The 22,625-nt window shown below is 64.4% G+C and carries 22 protein-coding genes; 10 read left to right on the top strand and 12 right to left on the bottom strand.

The features are described 5' to 3' along the window. The first annotated feature begins 5 nt into the window (after positions 1 to 5). Positions 6 to 551: a GNAT family N-acetyltransferase gene (locus tag KHP60_RS11675; protein ID WP_213564159.1), complete on the top strand. Its 546-nt coding sequence runs from the start codon at positions 6 to 8 to the stop codon at positions 549 to 551. Between the two features lie 19 nt (positions 552 to 570). On the opposite strand, the gene KHP60_RS11670 is transcribed toward KHP60_RS11675, so the two are convergent. From KHP60_RS11670 to KHP60_RS11650, 5 genes are all read right to left on the bottom strand, one after another. Continuing rightward, a complete protein-coding gene (locus KHP60_RS11670; protein WP_213564157.1) occupies positions 571 to 1,158 on the bottom strand; it encodes a DUF2239 family protein in 588 nt (195 codons plus the stop codon). An 87-nt stretch (positions 1,159 to 1,245) separates the two neighbouring features. Continuing rightward, positions 1,246 to 1,797, bottom strand: a complete 552-nt coding sequence (locus KHP60_RS11665) for a regulatory protein RecX (RefSeq protein WP_213564155.1) — start codon at positions 1,795 to 1,797, stop codon at positions 1,246 to 1,248. After that, positions 1,794 to 2,546 (bottom strand): phosphatase PAP2 family protein, encoded by a 753-nt coding sequence (locus KHP60_RS11660; RefSeq protein WP_213564153.1) that lies wholly within the window; start codon positions 2,544 to 2,546, stop codon positions 1,794 to 1,796. Before KHP60_RS11660 ends, KHP60_RS11665 begins: the two co-directional genes overlap by 4 nt. 217 nt (positions 2,547 to 2,763) lie before the next feature. Beyond that, a complete protein-coding gene (locus KHP60_RS11655) occupies positions 2,764 to 3,957 on the bottom strand; it encodes a winged helix-turn-helix domain-containing protein (RefSeq protein ID WP_213564355.1) in 1,194 nt (397 codons plus the stop codon). A 78-nt stretch (positions 3,958 to 4,035) separates the two neighbouring features. After that, complete coding sequence (locus KHP60_RS11650) at positions 4,036 to 4,524, bottom strand: DUF1772 domain-containing protein (protein ID WP_409366278.1); 489 nt, start codon at positions 4,522 to 4,524, stop codon at positions 4,036 to 4,038. A 178-nt stretch (positions 4,525 to 4,702) separates the two neighbouring features. Between KHP60_RS11650 and KHP60_RS11645 the strand changes: the two genes are divergently transcribed. After that, the gene (locus KHP60_RS11645) at positions 4,703 to 6,205 is read left to right on the top strand and encodes an MDR family MFS transporter (protein ID WP_213564150.1); all 1,503 of its coding nucleotides are present in this window, start codon (positions 4,703 to 4,705) and stop codon (positions 6,203 to 6,205) included. A gap of 3 nt (positions 6,206 to 6,208) precedes the next feature. Here KHP60_RS11645 and KHP60_RS11640 read toward each other — a convergent pair whose 3' ends face one another. The 5 genes from KHP60_RS11640 to KHP60_RS11620 form a co-directional block, all read right to left on the bottom strand. Then, positions 6,209 to 7,381 carry an ABC transporter permease gene (locus KHP60_RS11640; RefSeq protein ID WP_213564148.1) on the bottom strand — a complete coding sequence of 391 codons (1,173 nt, stop codon included), beginning with the start codon at positions 7,379 to 7,381 and terminating at the stop codon, positions 6,209 to 6,211. Beyond that, entirely contained in the window at positions 7,378 to 8,340 is a 963-nt protein-coding gene (locus KHP60_RS11635) for an ABC transporter ATP-binding protein (RefSeq protein WP_213564143.1), read from the bottom strand. Before KHP60_RS11635 ends, KHP60_RS11640 begins: the two co-directional genes overlap by 4 nt. Further along, positions 8,337 to 9,323, bottom strand: coding sequence for an HlyD family secretion protein (locus KHP60_RS11630; RefSeq protein WP_213564142.1), 987 nt, complete (start codon positions 9,321 to 9,323; stop codon positions 8,337 to 8,339). Before KHP60_RS11630 ends, KHP60_RS11635 begins: the two co-directional genes overlap by 4 nt. Next, positions 9,320 to 9,967 carry a TetR/AcrR family transcriptional regulator gene (locus KHP60_RS11625; RefSeq protein ID WP_213564140.1) on the bottom strand — a complete coding sequence of 216 codons (648 nt, stop codon included), beginning with the start codon at positions 9,965 to 9,967 and terminating at the stop codon, positions 9,320 to 9,322. The genes KHP60_RS11630 and KHP60_RS11625 overlap by 4 nt, the downstream gene beginning before the upstream one ends. A gap of 162 nt (positions 9,968 to 10,129) precedes the next feature. Continuing rightward, complete coding sequence (locus tag KHP60_RS11620; RefSeq protein ID WP_213564139.1) at positions 10,130 to 10,372, bottom strand: hypothetical protein; 243 nt, start codon at positions 10,370 to 10,372, stop codon at positions 10,130 to 10,132. A gap of 195 nt (positions 10,373 to 10,567) precedes the next feature. On the opposite strand from KHP60_RS11620, the gene KHP60_RS11615 reads away from it, so the two are divergent. The 7 genes from KHP60_RS11615 (at position 10,568) to KHP60_RS11585 (ending at position 20,287) form a co-directional block, all read left to right on the top strand. Beyond that, entirely contained in the window at positions 10,568 to 12,112 is a 1,545-nt protein-coding gene (locus KHP60_RS11615) for an ATP-binding protein (RefSeq protein WP_213564137.1), read from the top strand. Positions 12,113 to 12,210: 98 nt separating this feature from the next. Beyond that, positions 12,211 to 14,064, top strand: coding sequence for an ABC transporter ATP-binding protein (locus tag KHP60_RS11610; RefSeq protein WP_213564130.1), 1,854 nt, complete (start codon positions 12,211 to 12,213; stop codon positions 14,062 to 14,064). 280 nt (positions 14,065 to 14,344) lie between these two features. After that, on the top strand, positions 14,345 to 15,781 hold the full coding sequence (locus tag KHP60_RS11605) for a M20 family metallopeptidase (protein ID WP_213564124.1): 1,437 nt from the start codon (positions 14,345 to 14,347) through the stop codon (positions 15,779 to 15,781). A gap of 144 nt (positions 15,782 to 15,925) precedes the next feature. Next, a complete protein-coding gene (locus tag KHP60_RS11600; protein WP_213564122.1) occupies positions 15,926 to 16,864 on the top strand; it encodes a ring-cleaving dioxygenase in 939 nt (312 codons plus the stop codon). 237 nt (positions 16,865 to 17,101) lie between these two features. Beyond that, complete coding sequence (locus KHP60_RS11595) at positions 17,102 to 17,620, top strand: molybdopterin-dependent oxidoreductase (protein WP_213564121.1); 519 nt, start codon at positions 17,102 to 17,104, stop codon at positions 17,618 to 17,620. A gap of 31 nt (positions 17,621 to 17,651) precedes the next feature. Further along, on the top strand, positions 17,652 to 19,586 hold the full coding sequence (locus KHP60_RS11590; RefSeq protein ID WP_213564119.1) for a bifunctional diguanylate cyclase/phosphodiesterase: 1,935 nt from the start codon (positions 17,652 to 17,654) through the stop codon (positions 19,584 to 19,586). A 317-nt stretch (positions 19,587 to 19,903) separates the two neighbouring features. Then, positions 19,904 to 20,287: a 6-carboxytetrahydropterin synthase gene (locus KHP60_RS11585; RefSeq protein WP_213564116.1), complete on the top strand. Its 384-nt coding sequence runs from the start codon at positions 19,904 to 19,906 to the stop codon at positions 20,285 to 20,287. A gap of 75 nt (positions 20,288 to 20,362) precedes the next feature. On the opposite strand, the gene KHP60_RS11580 is transcribed toward KHP60_RS11585, so the two are convergent. Both KHP60_RS11580 and KHP60_RS11575 read right to left on the bottom strand, forming a co-directional pair. Continuing rightward, on the bottom strand, positions 20,363 to 21,181 hold the full coding sequence (locus KHP60_RS11580) for a MipA/OmpV family protein (protein ID WP_213564114.1): 819 nt from the start codon (positions 21,179 to 21,181) through the stop codon (positions 20,363 to 20,365). Between the two features lie 494 nt (positions 21,182 to 21,675). Then, on the bottom strand, positions 21,676 to 22,224 hold the full coding sequence (locus KHP60_RS11575; protein ID WP_213564112.1) for a BON domain-containing protein: 549 nt from the start codon (positions 22,222 to 22,224) through the stop codon (positions 21,676 to 21,678). A 94-nt stretch (positions 22,225 to 22,318) separates the two neighbouring features. Here KHP60_RS11575 and KHP60_RS11570 point away from each other — a divergent pair, with 94 nt between their 5' ends. Continuing rightward, positions 22,319 to 22,591: an HNH endonuclease gene (locus KHP60_RS11570; RefSeq protein ID WP_213564110.1), complete on the top strand. Its 273-nt coding sequence runs from the start codon at positions 22,319 to 22,321 to the stop codon at positions 22,589 to 22,591. Positions 22,592 to 22,625 lie beyond the last annotated feature (34 nt).

Raw genomic sequence — 22,625 nt, 5'->3', positions numbered from 1 at the left:
TCTCCATGTCCAGCTCCCGCGTCTCGTCCGAAAGGGTCCCCGTTCTCGAAACCGATCGTCTCGTCCTGCGCGGCCATCGCGTCGGGGATTTCGGCGATTGCCTCGCGCTCTGGACCAATCCGGAGGTGACGCGGTTCATCGGCGGCAAGCCCTCCACGCAGGAGGAGGTCTGGTCCCGGCTGGTGCGCTATGTCGGACATTGGGCGCTGCTGGGCTTCGGCTACTGGGTGGTGACCGAGAAGGAGAGCGGCCGCTTCATGGGTGAGATCGGCTTTGCCGATTTCAGGCGCGTGATCGAACCATCCCTGGACGGCGTTCCGGAAATCGGCTGGGTGATTGCGCCCCACGGCCACGGCAAGGGCTATGCGACGGAGGCTGCGCGCGCCGTCGTTGCCTGGGGTGACGGGCATTTCGGACCCGTCCGCACGGCCTGCATCATCGCGCCCGAGAACGGGCCGTCGATCCGGGTGGCGGAGAAATGCGGCTATCGGGAATGGCAGCGCACGACCTACAAGGGCAATCCGACGATCATGTTCGTGCGCTCATCGTAGGAAGAGAGCGTGTTCCGCCTTACGCCCCGGACGGGTCGTCGGCGAATGCCGCGCCGGCGAGCTTTTCGGCATGCACGCGAAGATCCTTCGGCCACAGCCGGATCAAAGCCATGAACAGCGTCCGGTCCCCGGCAAAGAGCGCCCGCGAGGCTTCCTCGAATCCCGCTTCATCGCCGGCCAGCATCGACATGAACCGGTAGAGTGTTTCCCGGGCCTGCCGCACCCGGTCCTTGGACTCGTTGCTGCGCCGTGCCTCCTCGACCAGCCTGCGCAACGCCACGGAAGCGCCGCCCGGCTGGGCATTGAGCCATTCCCAATGCCGTGGCAGCAGGGTCACCTCCCGCGCGACGACGCCGAGCTTGGGCCGGCCGGGGCCGCGCGGTTCCGGCTTGTCGGCGGGTTCCCTCAGCCGTGCCACCACGTCCTCGACCGTGCCCCGGAAATCGACCTCGACGACCCGGCAGGTCTCATCGTCGAGGATCAGGACGGACGCGCTCTCGCCTTGATCGAGCGCCGCCTTGGTTTCCGCCGCCACCGACGCGAGATCGCCCGAGGCGATCCGGCGGATTCCCGCGAAAGCCGTATAGGTCTTGTGGTCTTCAGACATGATCGTCCCCTGCCGTCTTCGTCGGTTTCGGCAGGGTTTTATCCGGGTCAAATTATCGTGTCAATAAAATCCGGGTAAAAATATCCACTACGACCCGCCCTGCTCGTCGTCGCGTTCGGAATCGATGACATCACGGGCCACGTCGAACCGGAAACCGGCCCGCGCCATGGCCGCGAGATCCTTGTCGCGATAGGGCGCCCGCTCGCCGGGCCGGAACGGCCCGAGCTTGCGGCGGCGGGCAAAGGCCCGGGCCGCCTGTTCCTCATCGCCGTCCTCGCCCTCCAGGGCGGCCGCAATGGTCGAGCGGTCGACGCCCTTGGCGGAGAGCTTGGCCTGGATCGCACGGGCCGAGCCGCCGCGGCGGCGCAGGGTGGCGACGCGCGCCTCGGCATAGCAGCTGTCGTCGATGAGGCCACTCCTCAGGCTTTTCGCCACCACCTCGTCGATCATCTCGTGAAACTCGGCCGGATCCTCGCCGCGCAGGCGGCAGCGCTTGTCCACCTTGCGCCGCAGCACCCGGCGCAGGTTCTCGGCCGAGGAGGCATAGCGCTCGAGATAGGCGAGCGCCGCCCGCTGCAGGTAGGCGGGCGTCACCTTGCGTGGCGGCTTGCGAAGGGGCTTTTCCGTTTCGTCCGTCATTCGGACTTGGCATCGGCTGGGGGCGAGGCCTCACCCGGCTTCTCCATCTGGCCGCGCTTTTGCAATTGGAGCGCCACGAACCAGCACAGGGACGCCCAGGCGGCGCCGACCGACCAGCCGGCGACCACGTCGCTCGGCCAGTGTACGCCGAGATAGACGCGGCTCAACCCGATGAGCAGGGTCGTCACGATGGCGAGACCCATGATGAAGGCGCTGACGCGCCGGCTCTTCTCCACGCGGGCGAGCAGAGCGCCCAGGGTCAGGTAGGTGATGGCTGACAGCATGGCATGGCCGCTCGGGAAGCTCGCCGTGTAAACCCTCGCCGCATGAGGCACGAGATCCGGGCGGGGCCGTTCGAACCCCATTTTGAGTCCGGTGGAGATCAGCATGCCGCCGACGACGGCGACGAGCACCAGAAGCGCCGCGCCCTGCCTGCGGGTCATGAGCAGATAGGCCCATATGGCCAGAGTGAGAAGCGTCAGGATCGCATAGCCGCCGAGGCCTGTGATGTCCCTGGCCGATTCCTCGAGCCAGGAGGGCCCGAGGGGGTTGGCCGGATTCTGCGGATCGCGCAGGGCCAGCAGGAGCCGGCTGTCGAGGGCATGGGTCTCGCCCTCGCGCACCTCGTCGGCCAGGGCGATGAACGCCCAGGCGAAGAAGCCGCAGCCGGACAACGACAAAAGCGGGCCGATCTCATTCAGCCGCAGGCGAAGCCACAGGCGCGTGGCCGGGGTGAGAAGCGCATTCATGGCCTCCTGAGATAGGCGAGTCCGGGGCATCTGGCGAGAGGCGAAGGATGCAACGTGCGGTGTGCCAGGTCATTCAAGACCATGACCGCCACCCGCCACGTCATGGCCGGGCTTGTCCCGGCTATCCTGATTCGAATGGCGTCGTGCCCGGGTGACCGGGATCACCGGCACAAGGCCGGTGACGAGGAGAGAGTCATCTCTGGGAACCACCGCGCTCTTACACCCCCATCCGCGTCCGCCACTCTTTCGGTGCCGTGATGCTGCCGAGGTTGAGCCATTCGGCCATCAGGCGAAGCTCATCCCCGAGAGCGGGCGCGATCTCCTCCGGAGGCATCCCGGCTTCCGGGTGGATCGAATGCACGATGAGATTGCCCGCACTCCGGTCCGCCTTGAGGTCCACGCGGGCCACGATCCTTTCGCCGAGCACGAAGGGCAGGCAGTAATAGCCGAACTCCCGCTTCTCGGCCGGCGTGTAGATCTCGATCCGGTAGCGGAAATCGAACAGTCGCTCGGTGCGCGTGCGCTCCCAGACGATCGGATCGAAGGGCGACACGAGGGCCCTGGCCTCGACCCGGCGCGGGATTTTGGCCTGCGGATCGAGATAGACCGTCCCGTTCCAGCCCTCGACGGTGACGGGAACGAGTTCGCCCGCGTCCACCAGTTCGGGAATGCGGGCCTTCGCGTCCTGAGGCTCCAGGCGGAAGTAGTCACGCAGGCACCGCTCGGAGGCGATGCCCAGCGCCCGGATGGAGAGCCGCAGGAGTTCGCGCTGCGCTTCGTCCTCGTCCGGGGTCGGGGCGTTCAGGATCTCGGCGGGCAGAACCCGCTCCGGCAGGTCGTAGATGCGCTCGAATCCCCGCCGCGTGGCGGTGGTGACCAGGCCTGCCCAGAACAGCCATTCGAGCGCCCGCTTGCCGTCGCTCCAGCCCCACCAGGAGCCCTGGCCCTTGCCGCCGATGGACAGGTCGCCCGCCCCGAGGGGGCCGCGTGCGGCGATCTCGCGGCGAACCTCCTCGATGAAGGCGCGCTGCTCGTCGCCGAACCGGGCGAGCCCGCCATAGATTCCCTCGCCCCGCTTGGCGCGATCCATGCGCCAGCGGAAGAAGGGCTGCAGGTCGAGACGGATCAGCGAGGCCTCGTGGCCCCAGTACTCGAAGGTTTCGCGCTTCTTGCGGTGATAAGCAGTCTTCTCGAGAAGATTCCGGTCATAGGAGCCGATTCGTGAGAAGAGCGGCATGTAATGGGCCCGCACCAGCACGTTGACCGAATCGATCTGAAGCAGGTGCGAGCGCTGCAGCACGCGGCTCACGTGGCGCCTGGTCGCCGAGGCCGGGCGGTTTTCGTGAAGTCCTTGGGCGGCGAGCGCAATGCGTCGGGCCTGGGCGAGACTGAATTTGGTGCGGGCGTTCATGGGGATGAGTGATGTGGGCAGGTCAGCTAGCGCCAGATCGAAGCCGCTGGCAAGAATCTTCGCAGGAAACATGTCCGGTCACGACGAAGTCCCCTTGCGTGCCGGCGCGACCGCCAGGGCCGTTGCCATGAAGCCGAGGAGCTTGAGGCTCGCCACCGCCATGTGGCCCGTTTCCCAGCGATTGCGAACGGCATGGAAGTTCTCCGGAACCGGGCCGGGCTCCCATGTGGCGAGGACGCTGTTGGCGGGCGCCACCCAGGCGAACCAGACACCAAGGCCGAGGGCGAAGAGAAGGCATCCAGCCAGCGCCCATCGGAAGCTCGGCCGTTCGTGACGCAGGGCATAGGCGAGGAAGGCCGTACCAAGGATGGTGCCGACGTCGAGAGGTCCGCCTACGGTCGCGAAGAGCCTGAACTGGCCATGGAACACCGTCGCCTCCCGCCACAGCTCCGGCGGCCAGACCGTCAGGCGGGGCGCTGCCTCGAGCACATGGGCGAAGGAGGGCCCGAGGCTGAGCGCTGCAAGGGTCAGAACGATGGTGCTCAGGACCCGGAACATCAGGGTCATCCTCTGTGCAGGAATCGAACGAAACGGTCGATGGCACGAATCGTTCTTATCAGGCTGCCGGATTCTTGCCGCCTCAGCGTCACTTTCAACCGTTCACAGGCCGAAACGCATATCTGCCCTGCGGCCCGTGTTTAAGACAAAGCCGACCGCCTGCCCTAGATGAGCCTGCCGGAACCCGATGGACACAATGGATCAGTCACCCACAGCCCACCCCCAGAGCGGCACCCTGAGCCATGCCGAAATCCGCACGATCATCCTCGGCGTCCTGCTGGCCATGTTCCTGGCGGCTCTGGACCAGACCATCATCGCGACGGCGCTCCCGACCATCGGCCGCGAACTGGGGGACCTGGAGCACCTGCCCTGGATCGTTACGGTCTACCTTCTGACCTCCACGGCCGTAACGCCGCTCTACGGCAAGTTCAGCGATTCCTACGGCCGACGCGGCACCATGCTGATCGGGATCGTGATCTTCATCATCGGCTCCATCGCCTGCGCGCTCGCGCCCACCATGATCGTCCTCATCCTGGCGCGCGGCCTGCAGGGCATCGGCGGCGGGGGGCTGATCGCGCTGGCGCAAACCATCATCGCCGACATCGTCTCGCCGCGGGAGCGCGGACGCTATCAGGTCTACTTCGCCAGCGTGTTCATGACATCGAGCCTGCTCGGGCCGGTGCTGGGCGGCTTCTTCGCGGAGCATCTGCACTGGTCGGTGATCTTCTGGATCAATCTGCCACTTGGACTGGTCGCTTTTGCCATCGCGTTCCAGAGCCTGAAGAAGCTCCCGCGGTTCGAGCGTCCGCACAGGCTCGACCTCTTGGGCGCGATCCTTCTGGTCGCGGCCACCGTCGCGCTGCTGCTGGCCTTGAGCTGGGGTGGGCTGCGCTATTCCTGGGGCTCCCTGCCGATCCTCGGGCTTTTCGCCACGTCCCTGGTGCTCTGGGGCCTGTTCGCCGCCCGCATGCGGCTCGCGCCCGAGCCGCTGATCCCGCCGGGCGTGCTGCACAATCCGGTGGTACGCATGGGAGTCCTCGCCGCCTGTTTCGGCATGGGCACCTATATCGGTCTCACCATCTATCTGCCGGTCTATTTCGAGGCCGTCCGCGGCCTCTCGGCGAGCCTGTCCGGGCTCGCCCTCATTCCGCTCATGGCGGGAACGGTGGTCGGCGCAACGCTCTCCGGCCGCACCATGGCGAAGGTGAAGCACTACAAGCGGCTTCCGACCGTGGGCCTCCTCGTCGCGATGGCGGCTACGGGCATCCTGGCGATGTATGGCCAGTCCCTGTCCATCGTGACCGTCGAGATCATCCTGGCCATCATCAGCGTGGGCTTAGGCACCGTTCTTCCGGTCACCATGGTGACGACTCAGAATGCGGTCGCTCCCCACCAGATGGGCACCGCGACAGGCACGGCCAATTTCTTCCGCTCGCTCGGTGGCGCCTTCATCGTGGCGATCTTCGGGGCCATCGTGCTCAGCGGGTCGGGCTTGAGCGGAGCTGCGAGCTTCGAATCGTTGAGCGCCGTCGCCGCCCAGAGCGGCATCGATCTGGCCGATGTGTTCAGCCATGTGTTCATCGCGGCTATCGTCGGCTTCGGTCTGTCGCTCGCCTTCCTCCTCGCCCTGGAGGAACGGCCCTTGCGCGGCGGCGCCATCAAGGCCGCGGAGGCGGCGGTCGCCGATTGATGTTCAGTCAAGGGTCTGGCGGAAGCGCGCCACCGCCACGCCCATGGCAAACATCGTGAAGACGGCGAGCGCCAGAACGTCGGTCTGCAGGTCGAAAAAGGTCGCGCCCTTGAGCATGATCCCGCGAACGATGCGCAGGTAGTGGGTGAGGGGCAGGATCTCGCCGATCGCCTGCGCCCAGCCCGGCATGCCCTTGAACGGGAACATGAAGCCGGAGAGCAGGATGTTGGGCAGGAAGAAGAAGAACGACATCTGCATCGCCTGAAGCTGATTCTGGGCGATGGTCGAGAAGGTGTAGCCGATCGACAGATTGGCCAGGATGAAGAGCAGCGTCAGGCCGACGAGAAGCCAGAGGCTCCCGATCACCGGAATTCCGAACAGGAGCCTTGCGGCGACGAGGATGATGGTCATCTGCACGCCGCCGACCAGCAGATAGGGGGCGATCTTGCCGAGCATGATCTCGACCGGGCGGATCGGCATGGCGAGCAGGCTCTCCATCGTGCCGCGCTCGATCTCCCGCGTCACGGACAGGGCCGTGAAGATCAGCATGGTGAGGGTCAGAATCAGGCCCATGAGCCCGGGCACGATGTTGAGACGGGTCTCGCCCGCCGGATTGTAGCGCTGGTGCACGCGCAGCTCATAGGGCAACGGCCGGGGCGCGAGATTTGCTGCCGGGCCGGTGAGTTCGCGGGAGAAGACCTGGGCCGAGAGGCCCTGCAGGGCCGCGATGGCGCTGCCGGTCGCCGTGGGGTCGGCGGCATCCGCCACGACGAGAAGCGCCGGACGCTCGCCGCGCATGAGGTCGCGCCCGAAATGGGCCGGAATCTGCACGCCGAACAGCACCTTGCCGGAGAGGATCAGACGGTCGAGGTCCTCCTCGCTCGCGGCCGAGGTGGAGATGTCGAAATAGTCGGTGGCGCGCATCGCCGCGAGGAAGGATCGGGCGAAGGCGCTGTCGTCCTGCACGAGAACGGCGGTGGGCAGATGCCGCGGACTGGTGTTGATCGCGTAGCCGAACAGCGTGAGCTGCAGGAGCGGGATCATGATCATCATGGCAAACGTGATGCGGTCGCGCCGCAGCTGGATCAGCTCCTTGATGAAGGCGGCGCGAAGGCGCATCAGCGAAGCCTTGAAGCCCCGCGTGCGGCGATCGACATCGCTGATTCCGGCGCTCATCCGAAATTGTCCTTCGATCGGCTCATCAGATCGATGAACACATCCTCGAGGGTGGCTTCGCCCGGCGCCCAGTGCTGCGGTCCCTGCTCGCGCAGCTCGTTCGTCGCGGCGTCGAGCCTCTCACTGTCCCGCCCACTGACATGCAGGGCCATGCCGAAGGGCGCGACCATGTCGACGCCGTCGAGCGACTTGAGACGCTCGGCCAGTCCCGCAAGGTCGGGCCCCGTGACCGTGTAGGTCGCGAGATGCGCGTTCGCGATGACCTCGTCGACGGTGCCCTGCGTCAGCAGCTCGCCATAGGCGATGTAGGCGATCTCGTGGCAGCGCTCGGCCTCGTCCATGTAATGCGTCGAGACGAGCACGGTCATGCCGTCGTGGGCCAGCGCATGGATCTCGTCCCAGAAATCCCGACGCGCCTTCGGGTCGACGCCGGCGGTCGGCTCGTCGAGGAGGAGGAGCTGCGGCTCGGGCAGGATGCACGCGCCCAGCGCCAGACGCTGCTTCCAGCCGCCCGACAATTCGCCCGCAAGCTGCTCGGCGCGGTTCTCGAGGCCGAGCCGCCGGATGGCATCGCGCGCGGCCTTTCGCGGATCGGCGAGATTATAGACCCTGGCGACGAATTCGAGGTTCTCGCGGATCGACAGATCCGCATAGAGCGAGAATTTCTGCGTCATGTATCCCACGTGACGCTTGATCACGGCCGATTGCGTGAGAATGTCGTAGCCGAGGCAGGTGCCGTGCCCGCTGTCTGGCGTCAGGAGCCCGCACAGCATGCGGATGGTCGTGGTCTTGCCGCTGCCGTTGGGGCCGAGAAAGCCGTAGATCAGCCCGCGCCGGACCTGCATGGAGAGGTTCTTCACGACGGGCCGGCCGCCGAAGGATTTGGTGAGCCCCTCGACGTCGATGACGATCTCGGGCTCCGCCGCGATGGGACGGGACGATGCGACATCCACGGTCATGATCGCGGTTCCGGCTCAGGGGGTGTGACGGTCACCGGCAGGCCGATGGGCAGATCCGTTCCGTCCAGTGGGCGCGCCTCGACGCGGAACACGAGCTTGGCCCGTTCCTGCTCGCTGAAGATCACCGGCGGAGTGAACTCGGCCTCGCTGGAGATGAAGCTGATGCGGGCTTGGAGCCCCTCCTTGCAGCTGTCGCAGGAGAGGCCGACCGTCTGCCCGAGAGCGACGGTGGCGAGCAGGGGTTCGGGCACATAGAAGCGGATGCGCCGGTTGGCGGGTGGCAGGAGCGCGAGAACCGGCTGACCCGCATTCACCGTCTCTCCCGCACGGAAATAAACGTCCTGCACCTGAGCGTCGGAGGATGCCTTCACCTGGCGTTTGGCAAGGCGGGTTTCGGCCTGCATCAGGGCCGCCTCATTGGCCTGCACGGCCGCTTCCGCCGCATCGATCTCCCCCGACCGGCCGATGATCTGTCCGGCATCGATCTGCCGCTGCACCTCGGCGAGGGCGGCCTTGTCGCGCTCGAAGGCCGTCCTGGCCTGATCGTACTGCGCCTTCGCGGAGATGCCGCGCTCGAACAGGGTTCTCTGCCGGTCGAGTTCGGCCTGCGAGAGGCCGAGCTGCGCCTGCGCCCGCTCCTCCTGCGCCTCGAGAACCGCGATCTCCTCGGGCCGCTGGAGGGCGGCCTTGAGATTGGCGAGCTGGGCGCGGGTCTGCTGCAGCTTGGCTTCGGCCTCGTTGCGCTGCGCGGATTGCACTGACCCGTCGAGCCTGAAGAGCATTGTCCCCTCGGCCACGCGATCTCCCGAGTCGACGGCCAATTCCTCGATGCGTCCTCCTTCCTCGGGAGCCATGAAGACGAGGTAGCCTTCGACATAGCCCTGGAAGCGGATCGTATCGTCGGGCCGTGGCCAGAAGAACCAGGCGGCCGCTCCAACCGTAGAAAGCAGCACGGCGAGGACGATGAGCCGCGCGGCCTTCATGACGGATGTCCCTTCAGCGCCTTCATCAGAAGCATCAGATGCGCCTCCAGCATCGCCTCGATGTCGATGGGGTCGAAGCGCTGGAAGAGACTGGTCCAGAGCAGGGCGACGAGCGCCGGCGCGATGGCAAGCTGCGGAAATCGTGCGATCTCATCCGAGCGGAACTCGCCCCGAGCGACGCCCCGTTCGGCGATGCAGCGCAGGATCCGCAGGCCTCTGACGATCACCTCGCGGTGGTAGACTTCCGCCAGTTCGGGAAAGCGGCTCGCTTCCATCAACAGCAGGCGGACGATGTCGCGACGGCGCGTGCCGAGGATCTCCGTCCGCAGAAACAGGAAAAGCCCCCTGAGCTGATCCTCCGCCGAGATGTCGGGATCCGGGACCTTCTGCTCGATGGCCCGGACGGGGCCGCCGATGCCGGATCGCACCAGCGCCTCGAACAGAGCCTGCTTCGAGGGCACGTAAAGGTAGAGGGTGCCTTTGGCGACCCCGGCCCGGGCGGCCACATCGTCGAGGCGGGCATCCGCGAAGCCCTTTTCCAGAAAGATGTCGAGGGCAGCGTCCAGAATCGTCTGGAGCTTGGCCTGGCGTTCACTCTCGCTCCGGGCTGGAGCCCTTCGTTTCGCTCGTTGCCGTACCGACACACGTTCCTCGAAGCAAAATGACTGACTGGACAGTCAGTGTACGCCAGACCGGTTCGGAAGTCGAATCGGATTTGGGCTGATGTCGTCTGGCGGGTGCAAAGCTTCAGGCCGGATCGGCCCCCGGTCGCTGCGAGCGCGTGTGATCCACATCCGTCGAAATCCTTATCGACGACGCTGACGAAACAAGGTCCAGAGGAACGAGACGACCAGGATCAACAGCAGGACGATTCCGACGGTCGCGAAAATCGTCTCCGCGCGCGATGCGCCGGCCGGCGGAAGCATCGGCCCGCCTGGATCCTCCTGGAGGATGGAACGATCGGCGGCGGCCTTGAGAACGCCCGGCCGGCTTCCCTCTTCGCCGAAGACGGCCGGAACGGCTCGACTGACGGAAGGCTCGACGGGCACCGATCTTCTCCTCTATCGAGGCTTACGGACGTCCTGAATGTCAATGGTCCGGGGGCGGGCAGGTTTCGCAAAACCTGCGGCGTCATGGCTGGGGAAAGCGCATTTCGCCTGTGGAGGACTGACAGCGACCCGGCACTTCCTTAAGCCCTGCCGTGTTAGGACCAAGCCGGTTTCGCGATCACAAGAGGGAGGCTGATGAAGGTCGGCATCGACATGGGACAGGCATCCTCCGCCCCCGGAGGACAATCGGCACTGCTCGATCTGGAAGAGCTTCTGGCGACGCGTCTGCTCGTCCAGGGCAATTCCGGTTCCGGCAAGTCGCATCTCCTGCGCCGCCTTCTCGAACAGAGTGCCAATCTCGTTCAGCAGGCCATCATCGATCCGGAAGGCGATTTCGTCACGCTGGCCGACAAGTTCGGCCATGTGGTGGTCGATGCCTCCCGCAGCGAGGGCGATCTTCAACGCATCGCCGCCCGCGTGCGCCAGCACAGGGTCTCCGTGGTGTTGAGCCTGGAGGGCCTTGATGCCGAGGCGCAGATGCGCTGCGCCGCCGCCTTCCTCGGCGGCCTCTTCGATGCGGAGCGCGATTACTGGTATCCCATGCTCGTGGTGGTGGACGAGGCGCAGCTCTTCGCGCCCGCCGCTGCCGGCGACGTGTCGGACGAAGCGCGAAAGGTCTCTCTCGGCGCCATGACCAACCTCATGTGCCGCGGCCGCAAGCGCGGGCTCGCCGGCATCATCGCCACCCAGCGCCTCGCCAAGCTCGCCAAGAACGTCGCGGCCGAAGCGTCCAACTTCCTCATGGGCCGAACCTTCCTCGACATCGACATGGCTCGCGCCGCCGACCTTCTGGGCATGGAGCGCCGCCAGGCCGAGATGTTCCGCGATCTCGAGCGCGGTCACTTCGTGGCTCTCGGCCCGGCCCTTTCACGCCGCCCGCTGCCGATTCGCATCGGCGAGGTCGAGACCTCGACCCGCAGCGGCACCTTCAAGCTCATGCCGCTTCCCGAGCAGCCGAAGGAAGAGGCCCGCGACCTCATCTTCAAGGCCGGGGAGGACGAGGTGATCGCCCGCCCGGTCATGCCGCGCCGCGCACCCCCGCCGCCTCCGGCTCCGACCACCAACGATCTCCTGGCCCAGCTCGCGCGCACCCGCCCAGCTGCCGCGCCGGAACCCCAGGCCCAGGAAACGGAGCAGTCCAAGGCCGAGCGCGAGGCCGCCCTCGATGCGATCCTGCGAGAAATCCTCGACGACCCGGAGGCTGCCTTCCGGTCGGTCGCCGTTCTGTATCAGGATTTTCTCGTCCGCTGCCGCATCCGCCGCGTCTCCGGCGAGTCTTTGAACCTCAACGCCTTCCGCCGACGCCTGGCGGTCGCCCGCGCGGGCGTCGATACGGCGACCGCCGAGGGGACTGAATGGGACCGCGCGATCGCCTTCGCGGCCGATCTGGCCGAGGACATCCAGGGGGTGTTCCTGCTCATTGCGCGTGCGGCCATGGAAGGTTCGGCCTGCCCACCCGACGGCGAGATCGCCCGCGCCTGCGGCAGCCGCTCTCCCGGCCGGGCCCGGCGCCTCATCGCCTATATGGAAAGCCGCAACATCGTCGTGACCCGCAACGATCCGCGGGGCCTGCGCATCATCGCGCTGCCCGATCTCGGCTGGGAAACCGGCCCTGGCGACCCGAACGCGTTCGAGGAGCCGCAGGCGCCCGAGACGCGGGATCTTTTTGCGGTCGGGTAGGTCATCAACTTAGCGCGATCGTCACCCCAAAGACAAAGATTGTTGCATCATTGCGCCCCTCGCCCTCTGATTCGGGTCGAAGATAATGAGACGCGCCGATGTTCCGCTACTTCGAGACCCGGATCGATTTCACCAAAAAGCCTCCGGAGGAATCGCCTCCGGACAATCTCTGGGGCTTCTACTGGCATTTCATCGCTCAGGCGAAGGGCCTGTTCATTGCGCTGTTTGCGCTCGGCTTCGTGCTCGCCGTCGTCGAGGCGCTCATTCCCTATCTCATCGGCCGGCTGGTCAACGCCCTCTCGCATACTTCGCCCGAGGGCATCTTCAGTGAGGCCGGGCCGCTGCTGATCGCCATGGGGGCCATCATCCTCCTGGTGCGGCCTGTGGGGACGATCCTCTTCCGGCTCCTGGTCAACCATTCGCTGGCGGTCTCCTTTACCACCATGGTCCATTGGCAGAACTACTGGCACGTGGTGCGCCAGCCCCTGGGCTTCTTCCAGGAGGATTTCGCCGGCCGCATCGCCAACCGGGTGCTGCAGACGGGCCGGCCTCTGCGCGAGACGGTTTTGTCGGTGGCCCGCGCAGTCTGGCAGATCCTGGTCTTCGGAGCGGCCTCCATTGGGCTGATGGGAACGCAGGACATTCGCCTCGCCCTGCCCATGGCTGGCTGGTTCACGCTCTACGCCGTCCTGCTCGCCGTGTCGCTGCCGCGTATCCAGAAGCGGTCCCGCGCGTCGAGCGAGGCGCGCTCGGCCGTCACGGGCAAGGTCGTCGACAGCTTCACCAACATCATGACGGTCAAGCTGTTCGGGCGCCGGAAGGACGAGGACGAGTACATCAGCGAGGGCTATCGCCGGCTCAACGACGCGTTCATGAGCCAGCAGCGCATCAACACGTTCTACGTGGCCGGGCTCACCTTCCTCAATGCGATCTTCCTGGTCTCGACCGGCGCCGTGGCCGTGTGGCTCTTCAGCACGAACCGGATCGATGCCGGCATCATGACCACCGCCCTGCTGCTGTCCACCCAGATCGTCTCCATGTCCGGCTGGGTGGCTTTCGAGGTGATGGGCATCTTCGAGAACGTGGGCACCGTGCAGGAGGGGATGAAGACGATCTCGCGCCCGCTCACCATGCAGGACAAGCCCAGCGCCGGCCCCTTGACGGTGACCCGGGGCGAGATCCGCTTCGACCATGTCAGCTTCTCCTACGGTGACGGCGACAAGGTCATCGACAGGCTGAATCTGACCATCCGGCCGGGCGAAAAGATCGGCCTCGTCGGGCGCTCCGGAGTCGGCAAGACGACGCTCGTCAACCTGCTCCTGCGCTTCTTCGAGCCGCAAGAGGGCCGCATCCTGATCGATGGCCAGGACATCGCCGATGCGCGGGAGGAAAGCCTGCGCTCCCAGATCTCGGTGGTGACGCAGGATACCTCGCTGCTGCACCGCTCCATTCGGGAGAACATTCTCTACGGACGGCCCGAGGCGAGCGAGGAGGCGATGCACGAGGCGGCGCGCCAGGCCCATGCGGTCGAATTCATCGAGCGCCTGGTCGATGGACGCGGCCGGCGCGGCTTCGATGCCCATGTGGGCGAGCGCGGAGTCAAGCTCTCCGGCGGCCAGCGCCAGCGCATCGCCATTGCCCGCGTGATCCTGAAGGACGCGCCGATCCTGATCCTGGACGAGGCGACCTCGGCCCTGGATTCCGAGGTGGAGGCCGCCATTCAGGAGTCGCTGGCGACCCTCATGGAAGGCAAGACGGTGATTGCTATCGCGCACCGCCTCTCGACCCTGCAGTTGATGGATCGCCTGATCGTGATGGACGACGCCCGGATCGTCGAGGAAGGCACCCACAAGGAGCTTCTGGAGAACGGCGGCCTCTATGCTGGCCTCTGGTCGCGCCAGTCCGGCGGGTTCCTGGTGTCCCGCAAGGGCGTGCCGGACGAGGCGGTTTGAAGGCATTTTGCTTGGCGCGTCATCTTCTCCCGGGCGTCGCCACCGGCCTCGTCAGTGATCTCGATGATGTGGAGCGCCGCGCACTTCCGTATCGGATGGCCGGGACTGATCCCCGGATCGAGTCAGGTGGCCATGACGTAGGAGAGGATGAGCAGCGGCGAAGCGTGCATGCGGTTTCGGCTTGTCTGCACTGCGATAGGTGAACGGCCTCTGCCCTTCCGTCCCGATGCGAACCTGATAGTGTTCGCGCCGATCCCACTTCATGAGACATCATTACGTTATGCATAACGATCGCCTGAGCCTTGAAGCCGTTGCCCGTCAAGTCGATGCCAAGGCTGGAGACTACTGTGCCTTGAGCGAACGGATCTGGGCCGCGCCGGAACTGGCTTTCGAGGAGCATCGCGCCGTCCAAGAGCAGATCGCCATGCTGGAGCGCGAAGGCTTTCGCATCATGAAGAATGCCGGCGGCATGGCGACGGCCTTCATTGCGGAATTCGGGAACGGCGGCCCCGTCGTGGGCATCCTCGGCGAGTTCGACGCCCTGCCCGATCTGGCCCAGGAATCCGCCCGCACCGAACATGCTCCCACGGTAAAGGGCACGCCGGGCCACGGCTGCGGCCACAACCTGCTGGGGGCAGGATCCGCACTGGCGGCTGTCGCCCTCAAGGACGCGCTCGCTGCGGAAGGAATCGCCGGCACGGTGCGCTATTACGGCTGTCCGGCGGAGGAGAGCGGTTCGGGCAAGACCTTCATGGCCCGCGCCGGCCTGTTCCATGATCTCGATGCCGCCTTCTGCTGGCATCCGAGCGTCGTGAACGAGGTGCAGACCACCTCGTCGCTCGCCTGCATCCAGGCATACTTCCGCTTCAAGGGCCGCGCGGCGCACGCGGCGGCGGCACCCCATGTGGGCCGCTCCGCGCTCGATGCGGTGGAACTGATGAATGTGGGCGTGAACTACATGCGCGAGCACATGCCTTCCGATGCGCGCGTGCATTACGCCACCACCAACACCGGCGGCGATGCGCCGAACGTTGTGCAGGCCTTCGCGGAATCGCTCTACCTCGTGCGCTCGCCGCACCTGCCCGACGCCGAGCGTCTGTTCGAGCGCGTGAAGAAGATCGCGGAGGGCGCGGCGCTGATGACGGAAACTTCCGTCACCGTGCAGATTACGGACGCCACGTCGAACGTGCTGCCCAACAAGGCCCTGCAGGAGGCCATGTACGAGAACATGCGCCGCCTCGGACCGCCCGGTTTCGACAGGTCCGATTACGCTTTCGCGGAAAAGCTCCAGCGAACGGCGCTGACGGATGACGAGATCCTGGCAAGCGTCAAACCGCACGATCTTTCGCTGAGAACCAAAGTGCTCCATGACGGCGTGCTCGCCATGCCGACCCGCGAGGAGGTCATGATGGGCACCACCGATGTGGGTGACGTGAGCTGGATCGTGCCGACGGTGCAATGTCACACCGCCTGCTTTGCCATCGGCACGCCGTTCCACACCTGGCAGCTCGTCACGCAGGGCAATCTCCCCGCCGCCCACAAGGGTATGGTGCTGGCCGCCAAGGCCATGGCGGCGACTGCCGCCGACGTGTTGCGCAACCCGGATCTGGTCGCCCGCGCCAAGGCGGAGCTGAAGGAGCGCAATGGCGGGCGCGACTATCGCTGCCCGATCCCGGAGGATGTCACGCCGGACGATCTGCGGGCCAAAGCAGCCTGACGTCCAGCGTCTTTCAATTCCGCAAACGCCCGGCCGAAGGCTGGGGCGTTCTTGCGTTTCAGCAAGATTGACTTGGCGTCCCGCAGGCTCGTAACGGCACCACCGCAGGTCTATCTTCATCGCAACATTGATGGAGACAGCGCCATGAAGCTGACGGGTATTCACCATTTGACGGCCGTGACGGCCGATGCACCGGCCAATCACGCCTTCTACACGCAGTCGTTAGGGATGCGTCTTGTCAAGAAGACGGTGAATCAGGACGACGTGAGCGCCTATCACCTGTTTTATGCCGACGGAAAGGCCTCCCCCGGCACCGATATCACCTTCTTCGACTGGCCAGTCGAGCGCGAGCGCCGCGGCACGCACAGCATCTCGCAGACAGCCCTGCGCGTGAGCGGAGAGAAGGCGCTGCAATGGTGGAAGGACCGTTTTGAGAGCCTCAGCGTCAGCAGTGAACGAATTGTGGAGCGTGATGGACGGCTCATCCTCGATTTCGAGGATTTCGAAGGCCAGCGCCTCAGCCTCGTCGACGATGGCGGGGAGGGAGAGGTTCATCCGTGGGAGCGCAGTCCCGTGCCGGTCGAGTACCAGATCCGGGGTCTCGGCCCGATCCGGATCAGCGTCCCGAAGCTCGAGCGCACGGCTCGCGTTCTGACGGAAGCGATGGACATGCGCGCTGCCCGCGAATACCGCGTCGGCGATACGCCGGTTCATGTGTTCGAGATGGGTGAGGGCGGACCGGCGGCGGAGCTCCATGTGGCGGTCGAGCCCGGCCTGGCCCCGGCCCGGCCGGGCGCGGGTGGAGTCCACCACGTGGCCTTTCGCACGCCCAACGAGCAGACCTATCAGGAATGCTGGGAGCGCCTGCAATCCTTGCGTGCGCCTTCCAGCGGCCCGGTCGACCGCTACTACTTCCGGAGCCTCTACTTCCGCGAGCCGAACGGAATCCTGTTCGAGATCGCCACCGACGGCCCGGGCTTTGCCACCGACGAGCCCATGGACAAGCTTGGGGAACGTCTGGCCCTGCCGCCCTTTCTGGAGCCGCGCCGGGCACAGATCGAAGCAGGTCTCAAGCCTCTCTGATATCTGCTGATTTCCGCCGCTTGAACGGCCCAGGAACCTGAAACCGCTTCGCGCTACAGTGCGAGGCGGCTTTTCTTTGTAGATCCAGCTTAGGATTCCATACCGTTACGTTCAAATAACCATTACAAAATACCAAGGGCAGTTTCGCCGCTTTTACTTCCGGAGCAGAGTTGTGTAACACTTTGAACAATTTTATGTGTTTCTATCTCTTATATTAATTTTCCGTAGGGGGTCTGCATGCTTGGCGCCAAGACGAGAACGGGCCTGCTAGGAACGTTTGTCGCGTTTCTAGGGATCATCAGCGTGGCATATGCTGCGTCGCTGGCTGCCCCGAAGGAGCGGCCGATCCTCACGATCTCGGGCAAGATCGGCGTGACCAACAAGGACAACACCGCCCAGTTCGATCGCGCGATGCTGGAATCCCTCGGCATGGTTACGATCGAGACGACGACGCCATGGTACGAGGGCAAGGTCAAGTTCGAGGGCGTCTCCCTCGACAAGCTGATGAAGCAGGTTGGAGCGAGCGGGGAGCGTGTTTCGGTCATCGCACTGAACGATTATGCCACCGAAATCCCGTTAGCGGATTTCGGGAAGTACAACGTGATTCTCGCGCTCAAACGTGACGGCGAGTACATGCCCGTGCGGGACAAAGGTCCGCTGTTCATCGTCTATCCGTATGACAGCAATCCCGAGCTCAAGAGCCAAACCTACTATGCCCGGTCGGCGTGGCAGGTTGCCAAGATCGAAGTGAAGTAGCAGCCGTCGGCAGGCCTTGGAGGCCCAGTACTTGTCCCTGCGCACCTTCAAAACGGTTATTGCGATTGTCATCGGCGGTTTCCTGATCGCGGGCGTCTACATTTCGGTGCTCGTCGTTCAACGCCAAGGTGCGTTGCAGCAGATCTCCGTCTACAATCCGGCCTGGGAAGCGGGACAAGCCGCTTCCGAGTTTATTCGGCTCGAACATCGCTTGGCCGAGTTCGGGATGCCGGGAAGCCATATTGACAAGGACGAGGTCGATCTGCGCTTCGATATCCTGCTCGGCAGAGCCCAGATGCTGAACGAAGGAAGCTTTCAAGACCTTCTCGAGCGCAATCCGGAACATCACGCCACTCTTCGCGAGTTCCAGCAGACGCTCGCCGCAGCCCAGCCCTTCATCGCGGAAATCGGCCGGGATCCGGAGGCGGCCAGAAAGGCGATTGAACTTCTGCGTCCCTTGGAAGGCAGGCTCGCGCAGCTTGCATCCGTGGCCCACAATCATGGCGCTGCACTGGTGCAGAAAGATCAGCAGGAATTGATCCGACTGCACTGGGCCTTCTCCGGCATTGCGGCCAGCCTGATCCTTGTCGGAGTTGTCCTGATCTTCCTGCTCGACAAGCATAATCGTTTATTGGGACGGGCCCATGAGGAATTGCATGTCCTCGCGCATCAGGATGCGCTCACGGGTCTGCCCAATCGCGTGGTGCTCCGCAACGAACTCGAGCACGCACTCACACGCCTGAAGCCGAACGGACGCACGGTGTCCGTTTCCTATCTGGATCTGGATCACTTCAAGGATGTGAACGATTCCTTCGGCCACGAAACGGGAGACGACCTGCTCAAGGCCGTCGCCGACCGCCTCCGCGCCTGCATTCCCGCCAGTGAAGGCCAGGTGCGAAACCTGATTTCCCGGTTCGGCGGCGATGAGTTTGCCATCCTCCAGACAGGGATCCGCAGGCCCGAGGAAAGCGCTGCCCTTGCATCGCGCATCGTCGAGGCTCTGCGTGCACCCTTCAGCGTGAACGGACAGGAACTCTTCATCGGCACGAGCATCGGCATCGCTTTGGCCCAGAGGAATATGACGCCGAGCCAGATCCTGAAGCATGCCGATATGGCCCTTTACCACGCCAAGGCCGACGGGCGGGGTACGTTCCGCTTCTTCGAACCGGACATGGATGAGCAGCTTCAGGCCCGCCGTGTTCTGGAAGTCGACCTGCGCAAGGCGATGACCAACGGCGAGTTCGAGCTGTTCTATCAGCCTCAGATCAACATCCAGAAGAACGAGATCGGCGGCTTCGAGGCTCTCCTGCGCTGGCACCACCCCGAGCGCGGCCTCGTTCCGCCTGCCGAATTCATCCCGGTGATCGAAGATACCGGTCTCATCGCACCCTTGGGCGATTGGATCATCGAGCAGGCCTGCAGGGAAGCGGCCACTTGGCCGAGAGACGTCCACGTCGCCGTCAATCTCTCGCCGATTCAGTTCCGGAACCGGGGTCTCGTGCAGAGTGTGAGCCGGGCTTTGGCGGCGTCGGGGCTCGCTCCGAACCGGCTGGAGCTGGAGATCACCGAGTCGGTGTTGCTCCAGGACAATGAGATGACCGTCTCCACCCTTCATCAGCTGCGCCGGCTCGGCGTACGGATCGCGATGGACGATTTCGGAACCGGCTATTCATCCCTGAGCTATCTGCGCAGCTTCCCGTTCGATAAGATCAAGATCGACCAATCCTTCGTACGGGAAATGTCCCAGCGGGCGGATTGCCTCGCGATCGTGCAGTCAGTCGCCAACTTGGGCGCCAGCTTAGGAATGCCGACGGTGGCCGAGGGTATCGAAACAGAGGATCAGTTGCGGCAGATCCAGGCCGCCGGTTGCACCGATGCGCAGGGCTATTATTTCGGGCGCCCCAAGCCGGCGCGGGAACTGGTCCATACGCTGGCCGCGCTCAAGCACAAGGTCAAAGTCGCTTAAGAAACGGATCGATGCAGTACAAAGCATTGCGGATCGCATTGCAGCACCGCGTGATTTTGTCGGTGACGCGAAATATGCTAGGTACATTTTCCATAGCCTGAATGCAGGAATGCGAAGCGGATCGAATGTTCAGCAGGTTGCGCGTCCAGCGCATTATGCGGAAAGTGGATCCCGACCTTCGCTGACGCGGACCTTTGGGTCACGCCACACGATGCGCTCGGCAAGAATGATGCAACAATCCTGAAAGTGGAATCCACTTTCGGGATTGTTGCTGTAGGTTGGCAACAAGCAGAGAACCGGTGACGGGAGCAAGGTGAATGAAGACATATTGCGAGTTTACGTTCGAGGCTGCCCACTCGGTGGCCCCCTATTCCGGGCTGCATGGACATACCTTCATCGTCAAACTCACCTTCGGTGGCGCTGTCGACGAGGTCTACGGCTGGCCGGTCAATCTCTATGATGTCGAGAACTACATCAAAGAGATCAAAGGCGAGCACGGATCGGGCCTGGATCACGGCAATCTCGATCTCAACCCTGAGATCGGCATTGCCTCGCTCGAGAACGTCACGACGTATATCTGGAGGCTCGTGAAGGCGCGCTTCCCGGGGCTTGAAGAGGTCGAGCTCAAGCGCGGAATGCCTGGCTCCTCAGAAGGCTGCATCTATCGCGGCGAAGCAGCAGGCAACAGGCTCGCGGCCTGAGAACGTCCCGACTCTCTAAAATGAAAGAGCCGCCCTCGCAGGCGGCTCTTTCATCGTGGTTGCAGTCTGCAATCGTCAGGGTGTGTATCCAAAGGAATAGGACACTGTCAGCCCGGCACCAATCTGGTGCTCCGAGCCGAAGCGCTCGACGATCGGGCTATCGGCGGCGTCGCCGACCAGATGCTTGTAGGTGACGAAGGCGGTGGTCGACCATTGCTGCGACCAGTCATAGCTGATCGCTCCAGTCGCCCCCACCGAGGTGATGCCGCCGGACGGCCGGTAGGGCGTGACCTGACCATTCAGCGCCGCCTCAGCAGGTGTCACGCCAAAGTAGGTGCGGGTGAATTCGTTGTCGCCAAGAGCAAGGCGCGGACCGATCGAGACGGTGAATGCGCCGAATCTCTGGACTGCGTCGAGGCCAAAATCGGCCACGAAGCCCTCATGCCCGTTGAAGCCGCGCCGGATCTCGGCGCGCGCCCGCAGGAACTCAAGCGGCCAGTATTCCACGAAGACGCCAGGCTCTACCGCCCAGTTGACCTTCTCCAGGCCGAAGAGCTCCCGGTTGTCCTGCAGATAACGCCCGCCCACGAAGCGGCCCACGACACCGAAGCGGACAGCGGAATCCTCCAGGAACGAGAAGCTCAGGCCGTCATCGGGAGCGCTGAAGCGCTCGACCGTGCCCGCCCGGCGAAAGCTCAAGGATGGATAGCCGATGAAGCTGAACTCGTCCGATCCCGGATAGGACGGCCCAACCCGGAGATTGCCCTTCACGGTGACGATCCAGCCCGACGAGGCTTGGATGGGCTCGGGCGAGAAGAGCGGATCTGCCGCCTGAGCCATGGTCGAACCCGCTAGCAGGGCTGTCAGAACGGCGAGGGATGAGGCTGCGCGCATGGCTCTTCCGATTCAAAATTCCGTCCTGTCGTCGTGGCCTCAAACTGACGTAAGGTCAAGCCTCGGATTTCGTCTATGGTTTCGCTTTCGTGATGGCCGCGAATGTGGTGGGAGAGCTTCAGCCGCGACAGAACTTTCGTGCAACTGGGCAGTTGATTACGAGAAAGAATGTTGCAAGGGAGAGCTTCTTGTCCGTACCCACTGCCAGCGGCCGTCCGCAGCCGGATGAGTTTTATCCCAAGCCGCCACCGACCGAGCCGGTGCCCAGCATGCCGATTCCTCCCGAGACTCCTCTGCCTTCGGTTCCTCCGAGTGCACCGTCATCCCTGCCCGAGCAGCCGCCGGACTCTGAAAAGCCGGTCATTCATCCGATGCTGCCGCCCGAGGTTCCGTGAGAGGCGATAAGTGGACTACCCGGATCAAGTGCAAAGATCCGGGAAATGCCGACCAACAAGAAGGGAAAGCTCCCGCGGTCGTAGGAGCTTTCCTGTGTCTCAGGCCCCTTCGGCGCGAAGGTTGTTCTGCACATGCGCAACGCCAGAGGACAGGTCCGCCAGATCCTCGGCACGGCGCTTGAGACCCCGGCTCGAAACGGTGCCGTTGAGCGTGACCTCGCCGTCCTTCACCACCACCTCGATGTTGGAGGCATCGATGAACGGATCTTCCATCAGGCGCTCGCATACGTCCTCATGGATGCGCTCGTCGGATCTCTTGTACCCCTTGGGACCGCGGCCGCGATGGCCGCCAGACGAGCGCCCGTCCTCTCGGCCGGAGCGAACATCCGCATCGTTCGGATCGCGCGAACCGAAAGCGCCCAGGCCGGAACGGTCGTGGCCGTAGCCGGGGTCGAATCCCTCGTCGTCCGGAGGTCCGCCCCGTCCGTCGTCGACCACGCCGCCGGCAAACTCATTGGCATCGCCGCCATAGCCGCCCGGATATTCCCGGCCTTCGCCGCGAAAGCCGACGGCACCGCGCGGGGGCACATCACCGTAGCCGTTATCGTCATTGAAAGGGTTCCGGTTCCTGCGGCGGGTGTCTACCATGAGTTTTCTCCTTGTGGATTGCAGGAGCAACCACCCCGCTTCCCCTCCGGTTCCACACGAAAGGACCACTGAAAGGAGCGTAAATTTTATCGGCATGAAAGCAGCTCAGCGCATCAGGCTTTTCAACGATGTCTTTGCCCGGGACGAAGGGCGTTGCGTTTATTGCGGCATTCCCGCGCGGCGGCCGGGACGCGGCGTGAAACGTGCGCCCGATGTCGCGACCCTCGACCACGTGGTGCCCAAGTCCTTCGGCGGTCCGCTCAATTGCGCCAACATCGTGCTGGCCTGCTCCGCCTGTAACAATGAACGCGGCACCATGGAGGCGCCGGCCTTCAAGGCGCTGAAGGCCGGCCGGGCAGAGGCGTGAGCCCCAGAGGCGGCGCAGGCGTGGAACAGGGGCG

Source organism: Microvirga sp. 3-52, from assembly GCF_018383585.1.
Classification (GTDB): domain Bacteria; phylum Pseudomonadota; class Alphaproteobacteria; order Rhizobiales; family Beijerinckiaceae; genus Microvirga.
This window is presented reverse-complemented; position numbering and strand designations above follow the sequence as displayed.